This is a genomic window from Thermodesulfovibrio sp. 1176 (assembly GCF_029946585.1).
Taxonomy (GTDB): domain Bacteria; phylum Nitrospirota; class Thermodesulfovibrionia; order Thermodesulfovibrionales; family Thermodesulfovibrionaceae; genus Thermodesulfovibrio.
Genome location: NZ_JARZRZ010000003.1, coordinates 343,766 through 363,046, shown reverse-complemented (window position 1 = coordinate 363,046; position 19,281 = coordinate 343,766). Strand labels below are relative to the sequence as shown.

Here is a 19,281-nt window from a genome sequence, read left to right as displayed (position 1 = left end):
AAAGATGAAGAAGTAAGCGGGATAGAGAAGAATAAATGGAAAAAGTCGATTCCTTTGGTTAAGTTAGCTTTATATGAATTGAAGCAGATGTTTGTGAAAAAATTCTATGGACAGACACAATTCTCTTAGATATGAACCATTACGATAGTTTTTGCTGTCTTGCTTTCTTTCATACCTCTGCCTTCCAAGATGAGCAGTCAGTTCCTTTTGCATAAGTCCACTTAAAAATGACCCTACCGATTCTCTGAGACTGCTTTCAATGTAATTAAAAATTTTCTCAGGCATTGCTTTAATCTCCTTGATTAATTCCACAGCTTATGATACGCTAATTTTTAATTCCATGGATGTGCCTCCTTTTTTAGTTTTTTGCCATTAATATTTTACAGGAGGTACATCCTTCTTTGTTTTATAAAATTTTACACAAAATATTTTACACTACCCATTTTTATTCTGATTGACAATTAACTCGGGATTAGATAATATGAACATTGTATTATCAATTGGGACAACGGTTGCTTTTATTTGGTATTTAATAATGCATTTCAAAGGTCTTTGCACACTTTACAACCTTACATGGAAAAAAGGAATTTTACCATTTATATTAAATTTGACCATATCATTTTTTTGCTTTCTTATATATAATTTCCGGATAGAAATCGGATAAAAATTTTGGAATAAAAGTTATTGATTTTTAAGGATTTTTATGGTGGAGGCGGCGGGAATCGAACCCGCGTCCGAAGGTGCTACTTCTAAGCATCTACATGCTTAGTGGAAGCTTTGAGCTTCGGCTATAAGTGCGCCCTTCCACAGGCTCTCTTATAGCCTACAACCCTTAAGTTTCCCTTAAGTGTCGGGTTAAACACTTAAGGATAGCTCTGATTTATGACGCCTTTCTTAAGCCTCAGAGCAGAACCTAAGAAGGCGGCTGCTTTTAATTAAGCAGCGAGTGCCAATTCGTTGTTGGCAGTTGTGTTTTCCCCACCTATTTTACGTGGCGGTGAGAACCACGACATGCAGCTTAGCCCTCACTACCTCCGTCGAGTCCTTTCGCCCCCTTGTTAAAGATCATTTGTTTTTTATAGCTCGCTCAATTTCTCTTTGAGCTTCTCTTTTTTTAATTATATCTCTTTTTTCATATTTTTTTCTACCCCTTGCAAGAGCAATTTCAACTTTTACATTGGGACCTTTGAAATATAACTTAAGCGGAATAAGTGTATAACCCTGTTGCTGTGTTTTACCTCTTAGTCTTTCAATCTCTTTTTTGTGTAACAAAAGTTTTCTTGTTCTTAGAGGGTCATGATTGTAAATATTTCCATGACTGTAAGGACTTATATGACAATTAAGAAGCCAAGCCTCTCCATCCTTGATGATTACATAACTGTCTTTTAAATTGGCTTTGCCTTCTCTTAAAGATTTTACCTCTGTTCCAGTAAGAACAATTCCTGCCTCTATAGTTTCATCAATAAAATAATCAGCATAAGCTTTTTTGTTCTGGCAGACGATTTTTATTGACATTTTACTTACTTCTGCTTACAGCAGAGGATTTCTTCTTCAAGCAACTACTTTATTTTCTTCAAATATGCACTTTTCTGTAACTACTCCGTCAGGCGTGAATATTTGAAATTTGCCCTCATCAATCATCTCAAGGGTTTTTAATGTAGAAAGCATTTCAATTAGTATTTGCTGAATTCTTTCTACAGGCAAATCTTTAAATTCTATTTCAACAATTGCTTTCATAAAAAATTATTATACCAGAATTTTACCTTCTTTTAAAATAATTATTTCTTTCCCATTAGTGTCAATTCCATAAACATTAGGAGCAAAGAAAATAAAATCCTGATGAAAAGGAGTCCTTATTTTCCCGCCAAAGGATGAATTATCACCAATTGCAATATGAATTGTGCCAAGTATTTTTTCTGACTCAAGTATGTTATCTGGTCTGCTGGCTTTGTCATTAATACCTATGCCAAGTTCTGCAATGTTTCTATTTTCAACTCTTTCATTTAATTTTTTCTCAAGTTCTAAATTGTAGTGTTCATCTCCTTGTATTTCAACGACCCTGCCCTCTTTTATATGCAGAATTAAAGGATTATTTAATTTTCTTGTAGGTGCCCATTCTATTACAAGTCTACCCTCTGATAAACCTTCTAAGGGCGCAAGGAATACTTCGCCGGCAGGTAGATTTCCAAAGGAGCCTTTTTTACTTAATATTCCTGAATCAATATGGATTTTTCTTTTATCTTTAAATAATGTAATATGAGTACCGTTTGGCGTTTCTATACGAATTTTTATAACTTTTTGAAGAATTTTTTTTATCTTTAAAGCCCTTTTATATATTTCCATCCAATCTGCACACATGGCTCCATCAAGCATTGAGATATCAAAAAGTGGCATGCTTGCATATCTTGTTCCACAAACTTGGGTAAGTAAATCTCTAAAATTTGTATGACTGGTTGAAAAATTAGATAGTGCAATAACTGCATCTACAGCATCTTCTTTGTAAATTTTAATATTTCTTTTCACACTCAATAGCTCTTTCTTGTTTATTTCCTTTGATATTAATTTTTCTAAAATGCCTTTATTTTTAAAATCATTAAGTATTCTTTTACCAAAAGCAAGCTCCCATAGCTCTGCAGGAGGTTCCAATCCGTGAGATCCTAAAGAGGGATATTCAAAATAAATAAGTTCTTTACAAATTTTACTCCCAATCTCTTTTAAAGCTAAGACCACATCTTTCAATGACTGTCTTCTTATTCTGTCATATTCAGTAAGATTTTCTTCTTTCCTAATGGAATCTGTAAACAAAAGGAGCCTTTCATTGGATTGAATATTTAAATTGACTTTAAAAATATTTTTAAGGGGTTTTATGTTCATTCAAAAAGCTCCAACTGATTTATTTTTTTAGATTGAAACTCGATGGGATATCTACAGTTAAAACAAGCCATACAGTAAAGATCGGAATTAGGTACTATTTTCTTTAATCCTTCAATACTTAAATAACCAAGAGAATCTGCTGTTGTATATTTTCTAATCTCTTCAATTTTATGTGAAGAGGCAATAAGTTCTTGTCTTGTTGGAGTATCTATTCCATAAAAACAAGGACCGATGGTAGGTGGAGAGCTAATCCTTAGATGAACCTCTTTAGCACCTCCAACTTCTTTTATCATTTTTACTATTTTTTTTGAAGTTGTTCCTCTCACAATAGAATCATCTATAACCACTACTTTCTTACCTTTTAGAGCATCTCTGACAGGATTGAGCTTTACTTTTACACCAAAATGCCGGATATTCTGTTTTGGTTCTATAAAAGTTCTTCCAACATAATGATTTCTTATCAATCCAAATTCAAAGGGTATTCCGCTTTCCTCAGCATATCCTAATGCCGCAGGTACTCCGGAATCAGGTACAGGAATAACAAGGTCAGCATCTATGGCATGTTCTCTGGCAAGTTGTCTTCCAAGTTTTTTTCTTATCGTGTGAACGCATATATGATCAAAAATATAACTGTCTGGTCTTGCAAAATAAATAAACTCAAATATACAGTATGCCTTTTTCACAGAATTGAAAATTTTCATAGAATTTAAACCGTTTTCATCAATAATTAACATTTCACCAGGCTCTATATCTCTCAGATAAGTTGCGCCAATAAGGTCAAAGGCACATGTCTCTGATGCAACTACATAGGCATCTTTGATCTGCCCAAGACAGAGGGGTCTTATACCATAGGGATCTCTAATAGCAATTAATTCTTTTTCTGTCATTAATAACAGAGAAAAAGCTCCTGATATCTGCCTTACAGCGTTCGCAATTCTCTCTTTTGGTTCCCCACTTTTTCCTCTTGCAATAAGATGTAAAATTATTTCGCTATCGGAGGTGCTTTGAAATATAGCTCCATCTCTTTCGAGCATATTTTTCAAATTTTCAATATCTACTAAATTTCCATTATGGACAATTGCTATATTTCCAAGAGAGTAAGTAGCCATAAGGGGCTGAACATTTTCTATAGTGCTTGACCCTGTTGTTGAATATCTATTATGTCCAATTGCTATGTGTCCAGGTAGATTTTTTAATACTTTTTCATTGAATATTTCAGCGACAAGACCTAAAGATTTTTCAAGATAAAGCCTCGTTCCATCTGATGAACAAATTCCAGACCCTTCCTGTCCACGATGCTGTAAAGCATAAAGTCCTAAATAGGTAAGATTGGCAGCTTCTGAATGACCGAAAACACCAAATATTCCACACTCTTCGTGTATATCAGGCAAATATAAAGTTCTCTTCATTGCTCAATATTATTTGAAATAGCTCTGAAAAATTTTAACATAAAACTTTTTTAGTTTACTACATCTTTTTGATATAATTAAAGTGTGAAGTTGAATGAAAGTATTTTAGAGCCTTACTTAGAGCCTGGAAAAATAGACAAAATTATCAAAATTTTTTCCTCCTATCCAGGAATCCTAAGCAGCGTTGAAGAGTTAGTAAAAAACCTACAAAACAATGTTTCAAATTTAAATATTGCCTACGAAATAGAAACTCATTTTGTAAAATACTTTAATTATTACTTGAAGCATCATGAAGGCTTTGATGCAGTAGAGGCTTTATTTGATTATCTAATCAATCATATAAACAAAAGAGATACTGAAGGAAACTATCTAAAATCGTTACTAAGAATGATTCTAAAGTTAATTGAAGAATGTAATGCTCCAGAAAATCAAAAATTTCTTGATTTAGCATCTAAAATCTTTAAAAATCTATTATCTTTGGATATATCCAAAAATCTTTCAAGATTAGATACATTAAGAATCATTTGCAAAACTCTCATTAAAATGAATATTTACCATCTCGATTTAACAGACTCATTTAAAAAAATTTATAAAAAATATCTACAAACTCTTTACAACTCTATGGGATTTCTAAAAAATCCCGTTGATTTTTACAAAGAAGCCTTTCCTCAGGGTTTACCATTTGTTCAGGAAACTTTTAGTAATTTTTACAAAGAATTATTAGATAATACTAAAAAAATTGAAAAAATCAACGAAATAAATGAGTTAGTAAATATTCCTTCCCGATTGGAAATTTTTAATATCCTTCGGGAAATTCATAAACAATTTATAAATTCAGGAGATATATGGATCGATATTCAAAATAAAATTCTCTATCTATTCTGGATTACTGAAAACGAAGAACTAAAAGAATTATACGATTTTTCAATAAGAGAACTTGGTAAAATTTTTAAAAATTCTTTTCCTGCTTTGATTTCTCTTTCCACAAAAAAAACTTTAGAATTGATAGAGAAATTATTCATACAATTTGAGAGATTTTTTTATGAACTGCCAGATGCAGTTTTATTTTCTTTAGAAGAAATGGGAAATACTGTTTACTCTTCAGAAAACAAAGAAATTATAAATTTATTCACAGAAAACTTTATTTCTATTGGATTTCACTCACCTAATTTAAAAGGATTTATGGAAGACTATACAATTTCAGACAACAGAAATCACTTGAGAGGCTTGCGATTATGGTTTGATTTAATATCAAAAAATCCTGTACTCTCTAAGGAATTAATTCCTGCTCTCAGCATTTATTTATTTTTCGGTGGTGTCCATATAAAAGACACTGATTTTTTTCAGAGGGATATAACAAAACTTTTAAATTCTGAAATACACACTTTTTTCTATTTAGTTAAGCCGATTTTAAGAAAACTGCCAGTTTATTTCAATGAAATAAATGCAGAAGGACAATTAAGAACTGTTTCCACAGAAGTAGATGAAATATTTAAAAGAAAGGACCCTATAATTCACTTCATAAGAAAACAGATTCATGTAGAAAGCAGTCCTTTAATTATAGATTTACTGAAAGAAACCATAAATTTTTGGATCACTGGAGAAAAATCAAAACTTAAAAAATATTTTCCCCAAGAACTATTGGATAACTTAGACAATGAAAAAGAACATTTTATGGAATTAGGAGAATTATTCAAAAGATTAAGTGAAGAATTTATTTCTCTGAATGAACTTCTTTTTACACCGATAGACACAGTAGCTACAAAAATAAATTCCTACCAATTTTCTAAAGACATCAAGACTAAAGGAATTCTCACTATCAGACTATTTCAAATTCTTTATAGCAAATATAACATAGATTACTGCGAATTAGATCATTTCCTTAAAGAAACTCTATATTTAGGTTTACCTGATGGTTCTTATCTTATAGAGATATTCTTAGAAGAATCCCTCTATAAAAAAATTGAAGCCTTGGTCAATTATCTTGAAGAATTAAAAAATATTATTTTTTCTTCTCAAAAATATGAAGCCTTTGAAGACATAGCCCATAAAAGACATATTGCTGCAGGAATACCTTCAGTATTTGGAAGATACAGCGAAAGAAAGTTTAATGCCCTTTCTGTATTTTTAAGGCTTGAAAATATACTTCACAGTCTTCTTGATGAAGTAGAGCAATCTATTGACTTAGATTTTATTACAAGAGCAACTCTTTTTAGAATTGAAAAGTATCTTAAACTTTTTCTCAAAATCCTTGAACTTAATGGACTTACATCACAGAAATTTATCAATACACTTGATATGTTAACAGTTGCCCTTGAAATAAGAAGATTTACTTTTTCACAATACATGGACATATTTAGAAATCTATCAGAATCTGTTAGTGATATTGTTAACACTTATTGTACGGCACCATATACAAAGTGGTTAAGGAAAATAATAACAAAAATAAAAACAACACAAGAAAATAATAACAAAGAAAGTTTTGAGTTTATCAGTGCATCATCGGAGAGATTTCTAAGAGAAATAGTAATGGAATATCCTGGATTGAGCCAACTTGACAGGTTAATTGGCAGGATAATAAAGACTGCCTATAATCAGGCTGAAAAATTACAATATAAGGAACTCGATCTTCTTATGACCTATGACCCTAAAAAAATACTTTGTGACATTTATGCTCCAAAAAGAGAAATAAATGACAGAATACACTTAGGAAACAAAGGCCACAATCTAATTAAACTCTCTACAAAAGGTATATCTGTGCCACCAGGATTTATACTTACCACAGAAGTTTTTAGATGTAGAGAAGTAATAAATAATTTTGAACCTGCTTTAACACATTTAGAAAAAGAACTAAAGCAAGCATTAAGAAGACTTGAAATTAACTCCAAACGAAAATTTAATGATTCCTCAAATCCTCTTTTAGTATCTGTAAGAAGTGGAGGAGCAATTTCAATGCCTGGTATGATGAACTCCTTTCTTAATGTAGGAATAAATGATGAAATTGCTGAGGGACTCAGTAAACAAACAGGTAAACCTTGGTTTGTATGGGACAGTTACAGAAGATTCTTGCAATGTTGGGGAATGTCCTTCGGACTTGACAGAGATGAATTTGACAATATAATTAATTTTTATAAAAAAAAATATAAAGTAGAATTCAAAATTCAGTTTACACCTACCCAGATGAAAGATGTTTCTCTTGCTTATAAAGAATTTATTCTTTCTATGGGGATAAAAATAGAAGAGGATCCATGGAAACAGCTTATAATTGCTATAAATCAAGTTTTCAATTCATGGTATTCCCAAAAAGCAAAAACCTACAGAGAAATTCTCGGAATTTCTGAAGATTGGGGGACAGCAGTAGTTGTTCAAAAAATGGTATTTGGAAATCTTGATACAAATTCAGGCTCTGGAGTTTTATTCACAAGAAATCCAAAAGAACCCTCAGACAGACTTGTTCTTTGGGGAGACTATACACCTGGAGCCCAGGGTGAAGACATTGTATCAGGTCTTGTAAACACCTTCCCAATATCAGTTGAACAAAAATTATATGAGGGAAGAGTTCATGAAAAATCTTTAGAAGAGGCTTTTCCTGAAATATATCAAACCCTCCTTGAAATAGCAGAAAAACTCATTTATAAAGAAAAGTGGGATCATCAGGAAATTGAGTTTACCTTTGAAGGACGCGGAAAAAATGACCTTTATATCCTTCAGACAAGAGAAATGAGCTATTTAAAAGGTGAAATGATAACAGTATTCCTACCCTCTGTAGCTTTAAATGAAAGTAAACTTGGAACAGGAATTGGTGTAAGTGGCGGTGCTCTGTCAGGACGAATTGTTTTTGATGTTGATGACATTAAAACTTTTAAAGCACAGGATCCTCAAACTCCTGTAATACTTTTAAGGGCTGATACAGTCCCCGATGATATCATTCACATTGCCAATGCTGATGGAATTTTAACTGCAAGAGGTGGCTCTACATCCCATGCATCAATTGTGGCAACTAAACTTGGAAAAACCTGTGTCGTAGGATTTTCAAAAATGACTGTTTATCAGAACGAAAAAAAGTGTAAAATAGGAAAAAGAATTCTCAAAAAAGGTGATTTTATCAGCATAGATGGAAGAAGCGGATTGGTTTATCTTGGAAAACATGAAACTCAAAAAATTTATCTTACAACTGAAATTTTATAAATTGTAGGAGGATAAAATGGAAAAGGCAATTTTGGGGATTAATGGTTTAGGAAGAATTGGAAAATTAACACTGTGGCATCATATTGGAAGAAAATATTTTTCTCAGATAGTTGTGAATCTTGGTAGAAAAGTAGGTAATTCTCTAAAAGATGTAGCCTTTTATATTGAACATGATTCCACTTACGGTAGACTTCATAACTATCTTTATGGATATAAATCAAAAAGTGTCATTGAAAAGATAGATGAAAGCAACTCCACAATAATAATTGATGGAATACCAGTAAAAATTCTTACGGAAAACAGAAATCCAAAAGATATAGGATGGGAAAAAAAGGGAGCTAAATTAGTTGTTGACACAACTGGTAAATTTCTTGATCCCACACTTCCATCAGATTCAAAGGATGGTTCAGTAAGAGGACATCTGGATTCAGGAGCCTATAAAGTAATAGTAAGCGCCCCCTTTAAAATAAAGGATAAAACCAAGGAAATACCAGATGATGCTGTAACAGTAATAATGGGAATCAATGAAGAAATGTATGACCCAAAAAAACACCTGATTATATCTGGAGCATCTTGTACAACAACCTGTCTTGCTCATATGATGAAACCTCTACTTGATTATTTTGGAGCAGATAGAATTCTTAGTGTTTCAATGGCAACTGTTCATGCAGTAACTGCCTCTCAGCAGGTACTTGATAGAGTACCAAAAACAGGAGCGACAGATTTAAGAAAAATTCGTTCTGCAATGAATAACATAATTCTTACAAGCACAGGCGCAGCCAAGACTCTTGCACTTGTATTACCAGAGATGAAAAATATTGGATTTATCGCTCAATCTGTAAGAGTTCCTGTGGTAACTGGTTCATTAATTATCCTTGTTGTTGCTTTCAAAGATGAAGAGGAAAATTTAATCAGTGGAGATTTAATAAACAATATATATAAAGAGGCTGCTGAGAGAGAAAAAAGAGGATATTTACTGTTTACCGATGATCAAAAAGTTTCAACAGATATAATAGGATTCTTTGGTCCTGCTGCAATAATTGAAGGCAGTGAAACACATACAAGAACTGCCATGATTACCCTTGATATTTCAAAGATGTGTTCAATTGGAACTCCAACAGTAGATAAATTACAAATTCCAGTAACTCAAGCAGTAATATATGGCTGGTATGATAATGAACTTGGAAGTTACACAAACATGCTCGGAGATTTAACAGTTAAGGTATCCCAAGATATTTATTAAAGTTATTTGATTATATTGCTTTCTATGATATCAATCGAAAAAGATTTTGAAAGAAGAAATCCCTGAACCAAGTCGGGACAAAGTCCCTTTAAGTATTTGGCAACCATCCTGATGACCTCCTTTTTTATAGTTTTATTGGGAAAACTATATAGTTTAAATGGATGGTTGCTGGATGGTTGCCTCTTTTATCAATTCTGAGGAAACCCATAAAATTGCCGATAGAAAATTCAACAACCCTGTTTTTGCCCCTTACAGCACTTTAAGGGCTCTCTGCTTTGGCTTCCATCTTAACACTACAAGTTTGAATAAAAATCCAAGCCTGTTCATCGTGTGCACTGTTTCTCCTATCTGTTTTTCTGTCTGAACTCCATCTTTGTCTTTGAAAGACTCCCATCTATCTATCCTTTTTATCAATTCCTTAACTGAGAATGTTTTGTCTGCTACTATGCAAAATTTTGTCCCCTTGTCCCTCAAATACTCAATTACTTCAGTATTGTAAAATTCACTGTCAAGACAGGCAAGGCTTATTTTTTTACCATGAGGTAATACTTCATAGGCTTTCTTTATTACCTCAATTCCCTGCCCTGTTTCATTCCCTTGCCTGAATGAGTGAGACAGTATTAATGGTATTTCTCCTAATGTGGCTATAATGGGTTTATATCCTTTTGTCCCTTTGTAGGTCATTTTTGCATCATACTTTTCAGCCTCAATTATCGTTGGGTCTACATAAAGTGTATACTCTTTCCTTTTATCCATTGACAATGCTTTCTTAGTTGTTATGTCAATTACTTTCTTTAATGCCTGAAGTCCCTCTGAATTTCCCTGTCTTCTTAACCAATCTCCAACTGTAGATGGTGAAGGCATTTTTTCCATCCCAGTAAGTTTCCTTAATGCAGTATCATTGTTTATTTCTCTTAAATCCTCTATTGTTTTCCCTCCCCTTGTAAGCATAAGAAGTATTGGTTCAATGTAACAGTATGCAGGATAACCCCTATTTGAACCAATCTTTGAGGGACAAAGTCCCTCAAACTCCCTAATTTTATTTAATTTAATTTTATGTAGATACAAAGGGACAAAGTCCCTTTGAAGAATTCAGAATAAAGAGCTAAACCTGACCTTGCTGTTATTTCATCTTTTGTGCGGGATAACTTGAAAGAAAATATAGTTTGTTTTATCATATCTATGAGCCTCCTTTTTGGTTTGTTTGATTTTTTCACCATTTGGGTGATATTTTATATCACCCTTAAAACTAAAATCCACAAAAGGAGGCTCTCTTTTTTATATGCCTATTGGCAATTTTAGGTTTTCAACATTTTCTGTTAATGTTTAAAATATTGATGTTATAATAATCTGTTATGTCCATCTTCAATAAAGCAGTTCTTTATTTAAGAATGATAAAAATTGAGCATAGTGTTTTTGCTCTTCCCTTTGCTTTTGTGGGGGCAATGCTTTCTGTTCAAGGAATTCCAGAATTTGAAAAGATTTTCTGGATTACTGTTGCAATGGTTTTTGCAAGAGCCTCTGCCTTCGGATTTAATAGAATAATAGATAGAAAAATTGATTCCCTTAATCCAAGAACAGCAAATAGAGAAATTCCTACAGGAAAAATAAAACTCTGGGAAGCAACTTTGTTCACATTAATATGTCTTTGTCTTTTTGTATACTCTGCGTGGAAACTTAATCCACTATGTTTTAAATTAACTCCGATTGCGATCGGAATTCTCCTTTTATATTCCTATACTAAAAGATTTACATGGGCTTGCCATTTTGTGCTGGGTTTAGCCCTTTCATTAGCACCCCTTGGAGCATGGATTGCAGTAAAGGGAACTTTTGATTGGGAAATAATTCCTTTAGTTCTAACTGTTATTTTTTGGCTTGCAGGATTCGATACCCTATATGCACTATGGGATGTTGAATTTGATAAAAAATATGGAATTTATTCAATTCCAAAAATTTTTGGAGTTCAAAAGGCAATTAAAATGGCGAGAATATTTCACTTCATTACATGGATTTTTTTAGTTATTACAGGAGTAATTTTTAATCTCAACTTTTTCTATTGGATTGGGATTATCGTTGTTGCCTATTTATTCATTCGTGAACATTCATTAGTAAAACCTCATGACCTTTCAAAACTTAATATAGCTTTTTTCAATATGAATGGATATATAAGTCTTACTGTATTATTTTTTACTGCCTTGGCGGTATTAGTAAATATCTAAAAAAATCTTCTAATATGGATTTATTTGAAAAAACTGAATTTTCAATTTCAGAAGCTCTGTTAGTTGAAAAAAATTCATTGCTTCAACTTTTACAAAATCATAAAGAGATTTACAATATTTCTATCTCCTCTTTAGCACTATCACTTTTGTTTTTTGACAAAAAATTTATTGTAATTGAGGAAAATGATGAAAATACACAAAAACTTTACACAGCTATAAATATCTTTTCTGAATTCTTCAATCTAAAAAATCAAATACTATATCTTCCTTCCGAAGGAAATGAAAGACTTGTAAATTTAATCAAAATTTCCAAAAGCAAAAATTCCAAAATAATAACAACCAGCTCTGCTTTAATGATAAATCGTGAACTTGAAAAATTATCCTTTATTTTAAAAAAAGGCTTAGAGATCGAAAGAGATACCTTAAAAAGCAATCTTATTAAAGCTGGCTATTCAGAAACTGAGATGGTTGTTCAGGAAGGAGAGTTTTCACATCATGGATGGGTCTTTGACATATGGAATTTAGGAGAAGAATATCCATACAGAATTGAATTTTTCGGCAATGAAATTGAAGAAATCAAAATATTTTATCCTGACACTCAAAAGTCCTTTAAATCAGTTTATGAAGTTTTAATAATACCTACTTTAGAAGGTGAAAAAACAGACAATATTTTGGATTACATAGAACCAGAAATTGTCATCTCTATTGGAAAAAATTCAGATTTCGAAAATCATAAAAATTTCAATTTAGTTAAGATATCCCATCTGCCTTATAAATTTTCTCAAAATGCAACTGACGGTAAAGATAAATCTATATCCGGCTTAGGAATTACTCCTCAGGAAAGGGTTAATATATATGATTTTCCTAAAAATTTAAAATCACTTAAAATTCCAGTTCTGATTGTATTGAATTCCCTTGGAAAAGCCCATTCAGTAAAGGAAATTTTATTTAATCATGACATAATAGCTCCAATAATAAATAAAAATGAAGTTGGAAGTTACTCGGGCAAATATGCAATCACAATTGGCGAATTGGAAGATTATCTCTTCAGAGAAAATCTTTTAATACTTTCTGATGGACAAATTTTTACTGAAAAACCACTTAAAAAAAGAAAACCCCTAATCCAAAAAATTCCCATAGATGGATTAGAAATTAAAGAAGGAGACTACATAGTCCACAAAGATCATGGTATCGGGATTTTTAAAGGAATTAAAAGACAGATATATGAAGATTCTGAAGAAGATGTTTTAGTTTTAGAGTACAAGGATGGAGATATTGTATATGTTCCTACATGGAGTGTTGAAAAAATATACCGATATTCTGCAAAAGAAGGATTTATCCCTCAGTTAGATAAACTCGGGACAAATAGATGGCAGAAAATAAAAGAAAGAGAAAGAAAGAAAATTCATGATATTGCAGATAAACTACTTAATCTTTATGCACAAAGAAAAACTGAAAGAGGTTTTATATATAGTGAAGATACAGAAATCCATAAAAATTTTGATGATTTTTTTTCCTATGAAGAAACCGAAGATCAGCAGAAGGCAATTGATGAAATTTTAAAGAGAATGAGGCAACCCTTTCCTATGGATGTTCTTCTTTGTGGAGATGCAGGTTATGGAAAAACAGAGGTTGCTATGCGGGCTGCCTTTAGGGCAGTATATGATGGAAAACAGGTAGCAGTTTTAGTTCCAACAACTTTGTTGTGTGAACAGCATTACAGAACCTTTAAAAAAAGATTCGAAGCTTTTCCTGTGAGAATTGAGTATTTAAGTCGTTTTCGTTCAGAAAAAGAAATAAAAAAAGCAATTGAAGATACAAAAAAAGGAAAAGTTGATATTTTGATAGGAACTCATATGATGATTCTGAAAGACATTGACTTTTTTGATCTTGGCTTACTTATTATAGATGAAGAACAAAAATTTGGAGTAATTCAAAAAGAAAAAATTAAAGAAAAATTTCCAAAAGTTGATTTACTAACTATTACTGCTACTCCTATTCCGAGAACCCTTCAAATTGGACTTAGTGGTCTATGGGATATTTTTGTGATTCAAACTCCTCCAAGGGATAGACTTGCTATAAGAACATTTATAATCAGAGAAGACTATGCCATAATAAAGGAAGCCATTGATAGAGAAATAAAAAGAAATGGGCAGATTTATTTCCTTCATAACAGAATTAATGATATTGAAATTTATAAAAGCAAATTACAAGCTATTGTTCCTTCAGCCAGAATTGCAATTGCCCATGGTCGGATGAAAGATCAACAACTTGACAAAATCATGCTTTCCTTTTTAGATGGGAAAATCGATATATTACTATGCACATCCATAATTGCTTCTGGAATAGATATCCCAAATGTTAATACTATAATAATAAACAGGGCTGACTTTTTTGGTTTAAGCGATCTGTATCAAATAAGAGGTAGAGTTGGTAGATCAGACAGGCAAGCCTATGCATATTTTATTCTACCATCTGAAGAATATTTAACTGAAAATGCAAAAAAGAGAATCAAGGCTATACAGGAAATGAACTATTTAGGGGCAGGTTTTCATATTGCCCTTAAAGACCTTGAAATAAGGGGAGCTGGAGAACTTTTAGGAGTTGAGCAATCTGGAATAAACAGATTGGGCTTTGACCTTTATATTGAAATGCTTAATGAAGCTATTAAGGAAATAAAAGGTGAATACATCGGCGTATCTAAATTGCCTGAGATTAAAATCTCAATACCTGCTTTTATACCGGAGGAATATATAGATGACACATCAATGAGAATAAGAATTTACAGAAAATTAACTCAAATTTACGAGGAAACAGAAGTAGACAAATTATATCAAGAAATTTTAGATAGATTTGGCAGATTACCAAAGGAAGTTGATAATCTATTTAAAATCACACGATTAAGAATATTTGCATCGAGAATTAATATAGAAAAAATTCAACAGAAAAAGGGAAGTTTTAGATTTATCCTTAAACAACCATTAGAAGATGTTTTTGTTCAGAAATTACTTTCAACCCTCAGTAGTTTCAAGAAAAAAGAAATCATAAAGAATTTAAAGTTTTATCCTGATGGATTTGAAATTTATGAAAATAGTATTGATAAAATTCTTGATATATTGATAAAATTATGCCAGAAAATCAATGAAAATTAGCTGTAAAAAATTTTTTCTCTGCTAAAGTCCATCAAATCCACTTTTTTAGCCCCTGATAATGTTTGCTTTTACTCTTCAACTGCCTTTCTTGAAATCTTTATAGCACAGAATTCTCCACACATACTACAAACTCTTTCATCATCAATAGGTGGACGTTCTGCTCTCATTGAAAGAACCTTTTCAGGATCAAAGGAAAGAGTAATCTGTTCCTGCCACTCAAAGTTTCTTCTTGCCTGAGCCATTCTGTTATCCCTTTGCCATGCTTTGTGATATCCCTTTGCAATATCTGCAGCATGGGCAGCAATTTTTGATGCAATAACACCTTCCTTTACATCGTTTTTATCAGGAAGTCTTATGTGTTCTGAAGGAGTCACATAGCATAAAAAATCAGCACCAAAATAACCAGCCCAGGCTCCACCAATTGCAGCTGCAATATGGTCATAACCCATTGCACAGTCTGTGACCAGCGGGCCTAATACATAAAAGGGGGCTTCTTTACAAATACTCTTTTGAAGTTTAATATTTGTCTCGATATGATTAATTGGTAAGTGACCAGGACCTTCAATAAGGCATTGAACACCCTCTGATACAGCTATATCTTTGAGCTTTCCAATAGTTATTAATTCAAGAAGCTGAAACTTATCTGTTGCATCCTTGAGACAACCCGGTCTTAATCCATCTCCAAGACTGAGGGTAAGGTCATACTTTTTTGCAATTTCAATAAGTCTATCAAAATATTCATAAAGGGGATTTTCTTTTCCATTGTGACATATCCAATCTGCAAGGATTGAACCTCCTCTGCTTACAATAGGTAGAACTCTTTCACCGGATTTAAGCATTTCAACAATTTTCATTGTCACTCCACAATGAACTGTTATAAAATCAACTCCATCTTGGGCATGTTCCTCAATTACATTAAAAATGTCATCCACAGTCATTTTGACAATACTGCCGTATTTTTCAATTGCTCTTACAGCAACTTCATATATTGGAACAGTTCCAACACTTACAGGTGAATGCTTGATTATTGCCTGTCTCATTTGTTTTAATGGTCCACCAGTAGAAAGGTCCATAACCGCATCTGCACCGTATCTTACTGCTATATCAAGTTTTTCAAGCTCTTCTTCAATATCAGTTTTATCCTTTGATGTTCCGATATTTGCATTTATCTTTGTTCTTAATCCCTTACCTATGCCAAGGGGTTTTATATTTCTTAGTATATTTCTTGTAATTACAGCTTTTCCTTCTGCTATATTTTTGGATAAATCCTCTGGTGTTAATCCCTCTTCTGTAGCAACTTCTTTAACTTCATCTGTGATAATTCCCCTTTTTGCTAATTCAATTCTTGTCATTTTGCTTCTCCTAATTTTTTTAAAAATTCTTTTACAGCTCCCTTTATATTCTTCTGAGCTAATATTCCACTAATCAAAGCTACTCCGTAACAGTACGGTAAGACTTCCTGTAAATTTTCTGGTTTAATTCCTCCAAGAGCAAATACAGGACATTTTACAGATTCTTTAATCATTTTTAGTTTATCAATACCCTGCGGTTCACCATACTTAGCCTTAGAGGGAGTATGAAAAACTGGTCCAAAGGTTATAAAATCTGCCCATTCTGAAGCCTCTTTAGCTTCCTCTAATGAATGAGTGGAAACTCCTATTATAAATCTATCATTCCATACTTTCCTCACAATTCTTGCTGGAAATCCATTCTGTGGAAGATGAACACCATCAGCTTCTACTGCCAAAGCTATATCAATTCTATCATTTATAAAAAATAAAGCATCATTTCTGCGAGTTATTTCTCTTACTTTTTTTGCAAGGAAGTAAAGTTCTCGAGCTGTCATATCTTTTTCTCTTAGTTGAAAAGCTCTTACACCTTCCTTCAAAGCAGTATCAACTGCCTGTAGGAATTTTTCTTCTGTATCAAAAAGTTTTCTGTCACTTATTAGATAAAGATTAAATTTCATATAAGCATTCCCTCAATTGGAGAACTTGCAGAAGCATAAAGTTTTTTAGGAATTCTCCCAGCCTTGTAGGCAAGTCTTCCTGCAATACAAGCATGTTTTAATGCTTCTGCCATCATTATCGGATCTTTTGCTCCTGCTATTGCGGTATTTACAAGGACAGCATCGCAGCCAAGTTCCATTGCAATAGCTACATCTGAAGCAGTGCCCACGCCTGCATCAACAATTACTGGAACATCTACAGTTTCAAGAATTATCTTTATGTTATAGGGATTTCTTATTCCAAGTCCTGAACCGATTGGTGCACCAAGAGGCATTACTGCTGCCGCTCCTGCATCAACAAGTCTTTTTGCTGTAATAGGGTCATCGTTTGTATAAGGCAATACAATAAATCCTTCTTTTGCTAAAATTTCAGTTGCCTTGAGTAATCCACATACATCTGGAAATAGAGTTTTTTCATCGCCTATTACTTCAAGTTTTATCATATCTGATACACCTGCTTCTCTTGCTAATCTTGCATATCGCAGAGCATCTTCAACAGTGTAACAACCTGCTGTATTTGGTAAAATTTTATATTTTTTAGGATCTATGTAATCAAGAAGATTTTCCTGAGAACGATCTATTATGTTTACTCTTCTTACTGCAACAGTTACAACATCCGTTCCTGAGGCTTCTATAGCACGAGCAGTTTCTTCAAAATTCTTATATTTTCCTGTCCCAACCCAAAGCCTTGATTTAAATTCAATTCCTTTGATAATTAATGGATCCGTCATTTTATCCTCCTCCAACAAAATTGACGATTTCAATAGAATCGCCTTCTTTAATTTTATATTCATCAAAATGAACTCTCTTTACTATTTCAAGATTTACTTCAACAACTACTCTTGATGGATTAATATCAAGCTCCTTTAATAACTTTGCTATTGTATCTGCCATTACATCCATTTCAACACCATTTACTTTTACCCTCATTAAACCCTCCCAAATAAAAAACCTCTATCCCTGCAGGATAGAGGTTGGTTTTATTCAGCCTCTCCCATTCCCTACGCCGGCATTACCCGGTTCAGGTTCAAGGGGTCTTCCCTTAATGGGAACTCTCAGGCCCTTTATGACCTCCCCCAGGGATTAATTTGATTGTATTAAATATATTTATTTTATGTCAATATATTTTTAAAACTTTTGCACCTTTGATTTTTCTATTTTTTATATCATTTAATGCCTTATTAGCATCTTTGAATTCATAAATCTCAATCTCAGGTTTTATAGGAATTTTACTTGCTAATGAAAGAAATTCTGAGATATCATTTCTCGTTATATTTGCCACAGACTTTATCTCCTTTTCAAGCCATAAGTCTCTTGAATAGTCAATTTTTAATAACTCTTCTTTATCTATTTCTTCCTTTCTTATTGCATTTATAATTAGCCTGCCAGAAGGTTTTAAGTATTTTAGTATTAAAAAAGGTGGTTTCCAGACTGGTGTTGTATCTATAGCCGAATTAATTTTTTCAGGAGGTTCTTCGTCAAAATCTCCTGTCCAGTATGCACCAAGTTTTTTGGCAAGATTTCTTTCTTTTTCAGTTCTTGAAAAAACTAAAACTTTAGAGTCTGGATATAGATATTTAATGATTTTTAAAACAATATGTCCAGATGCACCAAACCCAACAAGCCCAATATTCTGGCCATTTTCTAATTTAGCCAGCTTTAATGCCCTATAACCAATAGCTCCTGCACAGAAAAGCGGAGCAGATTCTTCATATGTAAAATTTTCAGGAATAAAGAAAGCAAAATCTTCATGAATTTTGAAATACTCTGCATATCCACCACTGGCATCTTTACCAGTTGCTTTAAAATCTTCACAGAGATTTTCTAAGCCCTTTTTACAATAATCGCACTTCCCACAGGCAAAGTAAATCCATCCTGCTCCTACTCTATCACCAATTTTAAATTTGGTTACAACCTTACCCACCTCTACCACTTCTCCAACAATCTGATGTCCTGGAACAATTGGTAAAAATGAAGGCATTGCCCTACCCTCTATCTCATCAATCTCAGTATGACATACTCCACAGGCATGAACTTTAATAAGTATCTCATAGTCAGATAGAATTGGGTCATCAATATTAGCTAAAATCAATGGTTCAAAGTTATGGGTTAAATCAGATATTTCCTTAATAATCCATGCTTTCATAAAATTAATTATATCAGAAATAAAAAGCCCCTCTTAAGAGGG

General features: G+C 32.7%; 15 protein-coding genes, 1 other RNA gene and 1 riboswitch. Of the genes, 4 read left to right on the top strand and 12 right to left on the bottom strand.

The genetic code is table 11. From position 1 onward, the window contains the following. Nucleotides 1–69 precede the first annotated feature (69 nt). From QI155_RS07705 to purF, 6 genes are all read right to left on the bottom strand, one after another. Nucleotides 70–285 (bottom strand): transposase, encoded by a 216-nt coding sequence (locus QI155_RS07705; protein ID WP_143600681.1) that lies wholly within the window; start codon nucleotides 283–285, stop codon nucleotides 70–72. Nucleotides 286–704: 419 nt separating this feature from the next. Further along, nucleotides 705–1,055: a transfer-messenger RNA gene (gene ssrA, locus QI155_RS07700) on the bottom strand. Nucleotides 1,056–1,065: 10 nt separating this feature from the next. Next, nucleotides 1,066–1,515, bottom strand: a complete 450-nt coding sequence (smpB, locus tag QI155_RS07695; RefSeq protein ID WP_068859783.1) for an SsrA-binding protein SmpB — start codon at nucleotides 1,513–1,515, stop codon at nucleotides 1,066–1,068. 36 nt (nucleotides 1,516–1,551) lie between these two features. After that, entirely contained in the window at nucleotides 1,552–1,737 is a 186-nt protein-coding gene (locus QI155_RS07690) for a hypothetical protein (protein ID WP_068859781.1), read from the bottom strand. 9 nt (nucleotides 1,738–1,746) lie between these two features. After that, nucleotides 1,747–2,874: an aminopeptidase gene (locus tag QI155_RS07685; protein WP_281321378.1), complete on the bottom strand. Its 1,128-nt coding sequence runs from the start codon at nucleotides 2,872–2,874 to the stop codon at nucleotides 1,747–1,749. Next, nucleotides 2,871–4,283 (bottom strand): amidophosphoribosyltransferase, encoded by a 1,413-nt coding sequence (purF, locus tag QI155_RS07680; protein WP_281321377.1) that lies wholly within the window; start codon nucleotides 4,281–4,283, stop codon nucleotides 2,871–2,873. Before purF ends, QI155_RS07685 begins: the two co-directional genes overlap by 4 nt. Before the next feature lie 84 nt (nucleotides 4,284–4,367). Between purF and QI155_RS07675 the strand changes: the two genes are divergently transcribed. Together QI155_RS07675 and QI155_RS07670 are read left to right on the top strand one after the other, a co-directional pair. Continuing rightward, nucleotides 4,368–8,471: a PEP/pyruvate-binding domain-containing protein gene (locus tag QI155_RS07675; RefSeq protein ID WP_281321376.1), complete on the top strand. Its 4,104-nt coding sequence runs from the start codon at nucleotides 4,368–4,370 to the stop codon at nucleotides 8,469–8,471. 16 nt (nucleotides 8,472–8,487) lie between these two features. Next, complete coding sequence (locus tag QI155_RS07670; RefSeq protein ID WP_068859773.1) at nucleotides 8,488–9,714, top strand: glyceraldehyde 3-phosphate dehydrogenase NAD-binding domain-containing protein; 1,227 nt, start codon at nucleotides 8,488–8,490, stop codon at nucleotides 9,712–9,714. A gap of 249 nt (nucleotides 9,715–9,963) precedes the next feature. On the opposite strand, the gene QI155_RS07665 is transcribed toward QI155_RS07670, so the two are convergent. Continuing rightward, nucleotides 9,964–10,782: a transposase gene (locus tag QI155_RS07665; RefSeq protein ID WP_281321375.1), complete on the bottom strand. Its 819-nt coding sequence runs from the start codon at nucleotides 10,780–10,782 to the stop codon at nucleotides 9,964–9,966. A gap of 287 nt (nucleotides 10,783–11,069) precedes the next feature. Here QI155_RS07665 and QI155_RS07660 point away from each other — a divergent pair, with 287 nt between their 5' ends. Both QI155_RS07660 and mfd read left to right on the top strand, forming a co-directional pair. Beyond that, nucleotides 11,070–11,933: a UbiA-like polyprenyltransferase gene (locus QI155_RS07660; protein WP_083200059.1), complete on the top strand. Its 864-nt coding sequence runs from the start codon at nucleotides 11,070–11,072 to the stop codon at nucleotides 11,931–11,933. A gap of 14 nt (nucleotides 11,934–11,947) precedes the next feature. Beyond that, nucleotides 11,948–15,085: a transcription-repair coupling factor gene (gene mfd / locus QI155_RS07655; protein ID WP_281321374.1), complete on the top strand. Its 3,138-nt coding sequence runs from the start codon at nucleotides 11,948–11,950 to the stop codon at nucleotides 15,083–15,085. 68 nt (nucleotides 15,086–15,153) lie between these two features. Here mfd and thiC read toward each other — a convergent pair whose 3' ends face one another. The 5 genes from thiC to QI155_RS07630 all read right to left on the bottom strand — a co-directional run bounded on the left by thiC (nucleotide 15,154) and on the right by QI155_RS07630 (nucleotide 19,239). Continuing rightward, nucleotides 15,154–16,437: a phosphomethylpyrimidine synthase ThiC gene (gene thiC, locus QI155_RS07650; protein WP_281321373.1), complete on the bottom strand. Its 1,284-nt coding sequence runs from the start codon at nucleotides 16,435–16,437 to the stop codon at nucleotides 15,154–15,156. Continuing rightward, complete coding sequence (thiE, locus tag QI155_RS07645; protein WP_068859762.1) at nucleotides 16,434–17,054, bottom strand: thiamine phosphate synthase; 621 nt, start codon at nucleotides 17,052–17,054, stop codon at nucleotides 16,434–16,436. Before thiE ends, thiC begins: the two co-directional genes overlap by 4 nt. After that, complete coding sequence (locus QI155_RS07640) at nucleotides 17,051–17,824, bottom strand: thiazole synthase (RefSeq protein ID WP_068859760.1); 774 nt, start codon at nucleotides 17,822–17,824, stop codon at nucleotides 17,051–17,053. The genes thiE and QI155_RS07640 overlap by 4 nt, the downstream gene beginning before the upstream one ends. A gap of 1 nt (nucleotide 17,825) precedes the next feature. Then, nucleotides 17,826–18,023: a sulfur carrier protein ThiS gene (thiS, locus tag QI155_RS07635; protein WP_068859758.1), complete on the bottom strand. Its 198-nt coding sequence runs from the start codon at nucleotides 18,021–18,023 to the stop codon at nucleotides 17,826–17,828. 50 nt (nucleotides 18,024–18,073) lie between these two features. Further along, nucleotides 18,074–18,181, bottom strand: a riboswitch (TPP riboswitch). A gap of 29 nt (nucleotides 18,182–18,210) precedes the next feature. Next, nucleotides 18,211–19,239: a zinc-dependent alcohol dehydrogenase family protein gene (locus QI155_RS07630; protein ID WP_068859756.1), complete on the bottom strand. Its 1,029-nt coding sequence runs from the start codon at nucleotides 19,237–19,239 to the stop codon at nucleotides 18,211–18,213. Nucleotides 19,240–19,281 lie beyond the last annotated feature (42 nt).

Bases quoted from the DNA above. Each gene is read 5' to 3' on its own strand.
- QI155_RS07685 (WP_281321378.1), bottom strand. From the start codon at position 2,874: ATGAACATAAAACCCCTTAAAAATATTTTTAAAGTCAATTTAAATATT.
- thiC (WP_281321373.1), bottom strand. From the start codon at position 16,437: ATGACAAGAATTGAATTAGCAAAAAGGGGAATTATCACAGATGAAGTT.
- QI155_RS07630 (WP_068859756.1), bottom strand. From the start codon at position 19,239: ATGAAAGCATGGATTATTAAGGAAATATCTGATTTAACCCATAACTTT.
- mfd (WP_281321374.1), top strand. From the start codon at position 11,948: ATGGATTTATTTGAAAAAACTGAATTTTCAATTTCAGAAGCTCTGTTA.
- QI155_RS07690 (WP_068859781.1), bottom strand. From the start codon at position 1,737: ATGAAAGCAATTGTTGAAATAGAATTTAAAGATTTGCCTGTAGAAAGA.
- QI155_RS07660 (WP_083200059.1), top strand. From the start codon at position 11,070: ATGTCCATCTTCAATAAAGCAGTTCTTTATTTAAGAATGATAAAAATT.
- thiE (WP_068859762.1), bottom strand. From the start codon at position 17,054: ATGAAATTTAATCTTTATCTAATAAGTGACAGAAAACTTTTTGATACA.
- smpB (WP_068859783.1), bottom strand. From the start codon at position 1,515: ATGTCAATAAAAATCGTCTGCCAGAACAAAAAAGCTTATGCTGATTAT.
- QI155_RS07705 (WP_143600681.1), bottom strand. From the start codon at position 285: ATGCCTGAGAAAATTTTTAATTACATTGAAAGCAGTCTCAGAGAATCG.
- thiS (WP_068859758.1), bottom strand. From the start codon at position 18,023: ATGAGGGTAAAAGTAAATGGTGTTGAAATGGATGTAATGGCAGATACA.
- QI155_RS07640 (WP_068859760.1), bottom strand. From the start codon at position 17,824: ATGACGGATCCATTAATTATCAAAGGAATTGAATTTAAATCAAGGCTT.
- purF (WP_281321377.1), bottom strand. From the start codon at position 4,283: ATGAAGAGAACTTTATATTTGCCTGATATACACGAAGAGTGTGGAATA.
- QI155_RS07670 (WP_068859773.1), top strand. From the start codon at position 8,488: ATGGAAAAGGCAATTTTGGGGATTAATGGTTTAGGAAGAATTGGAAAA.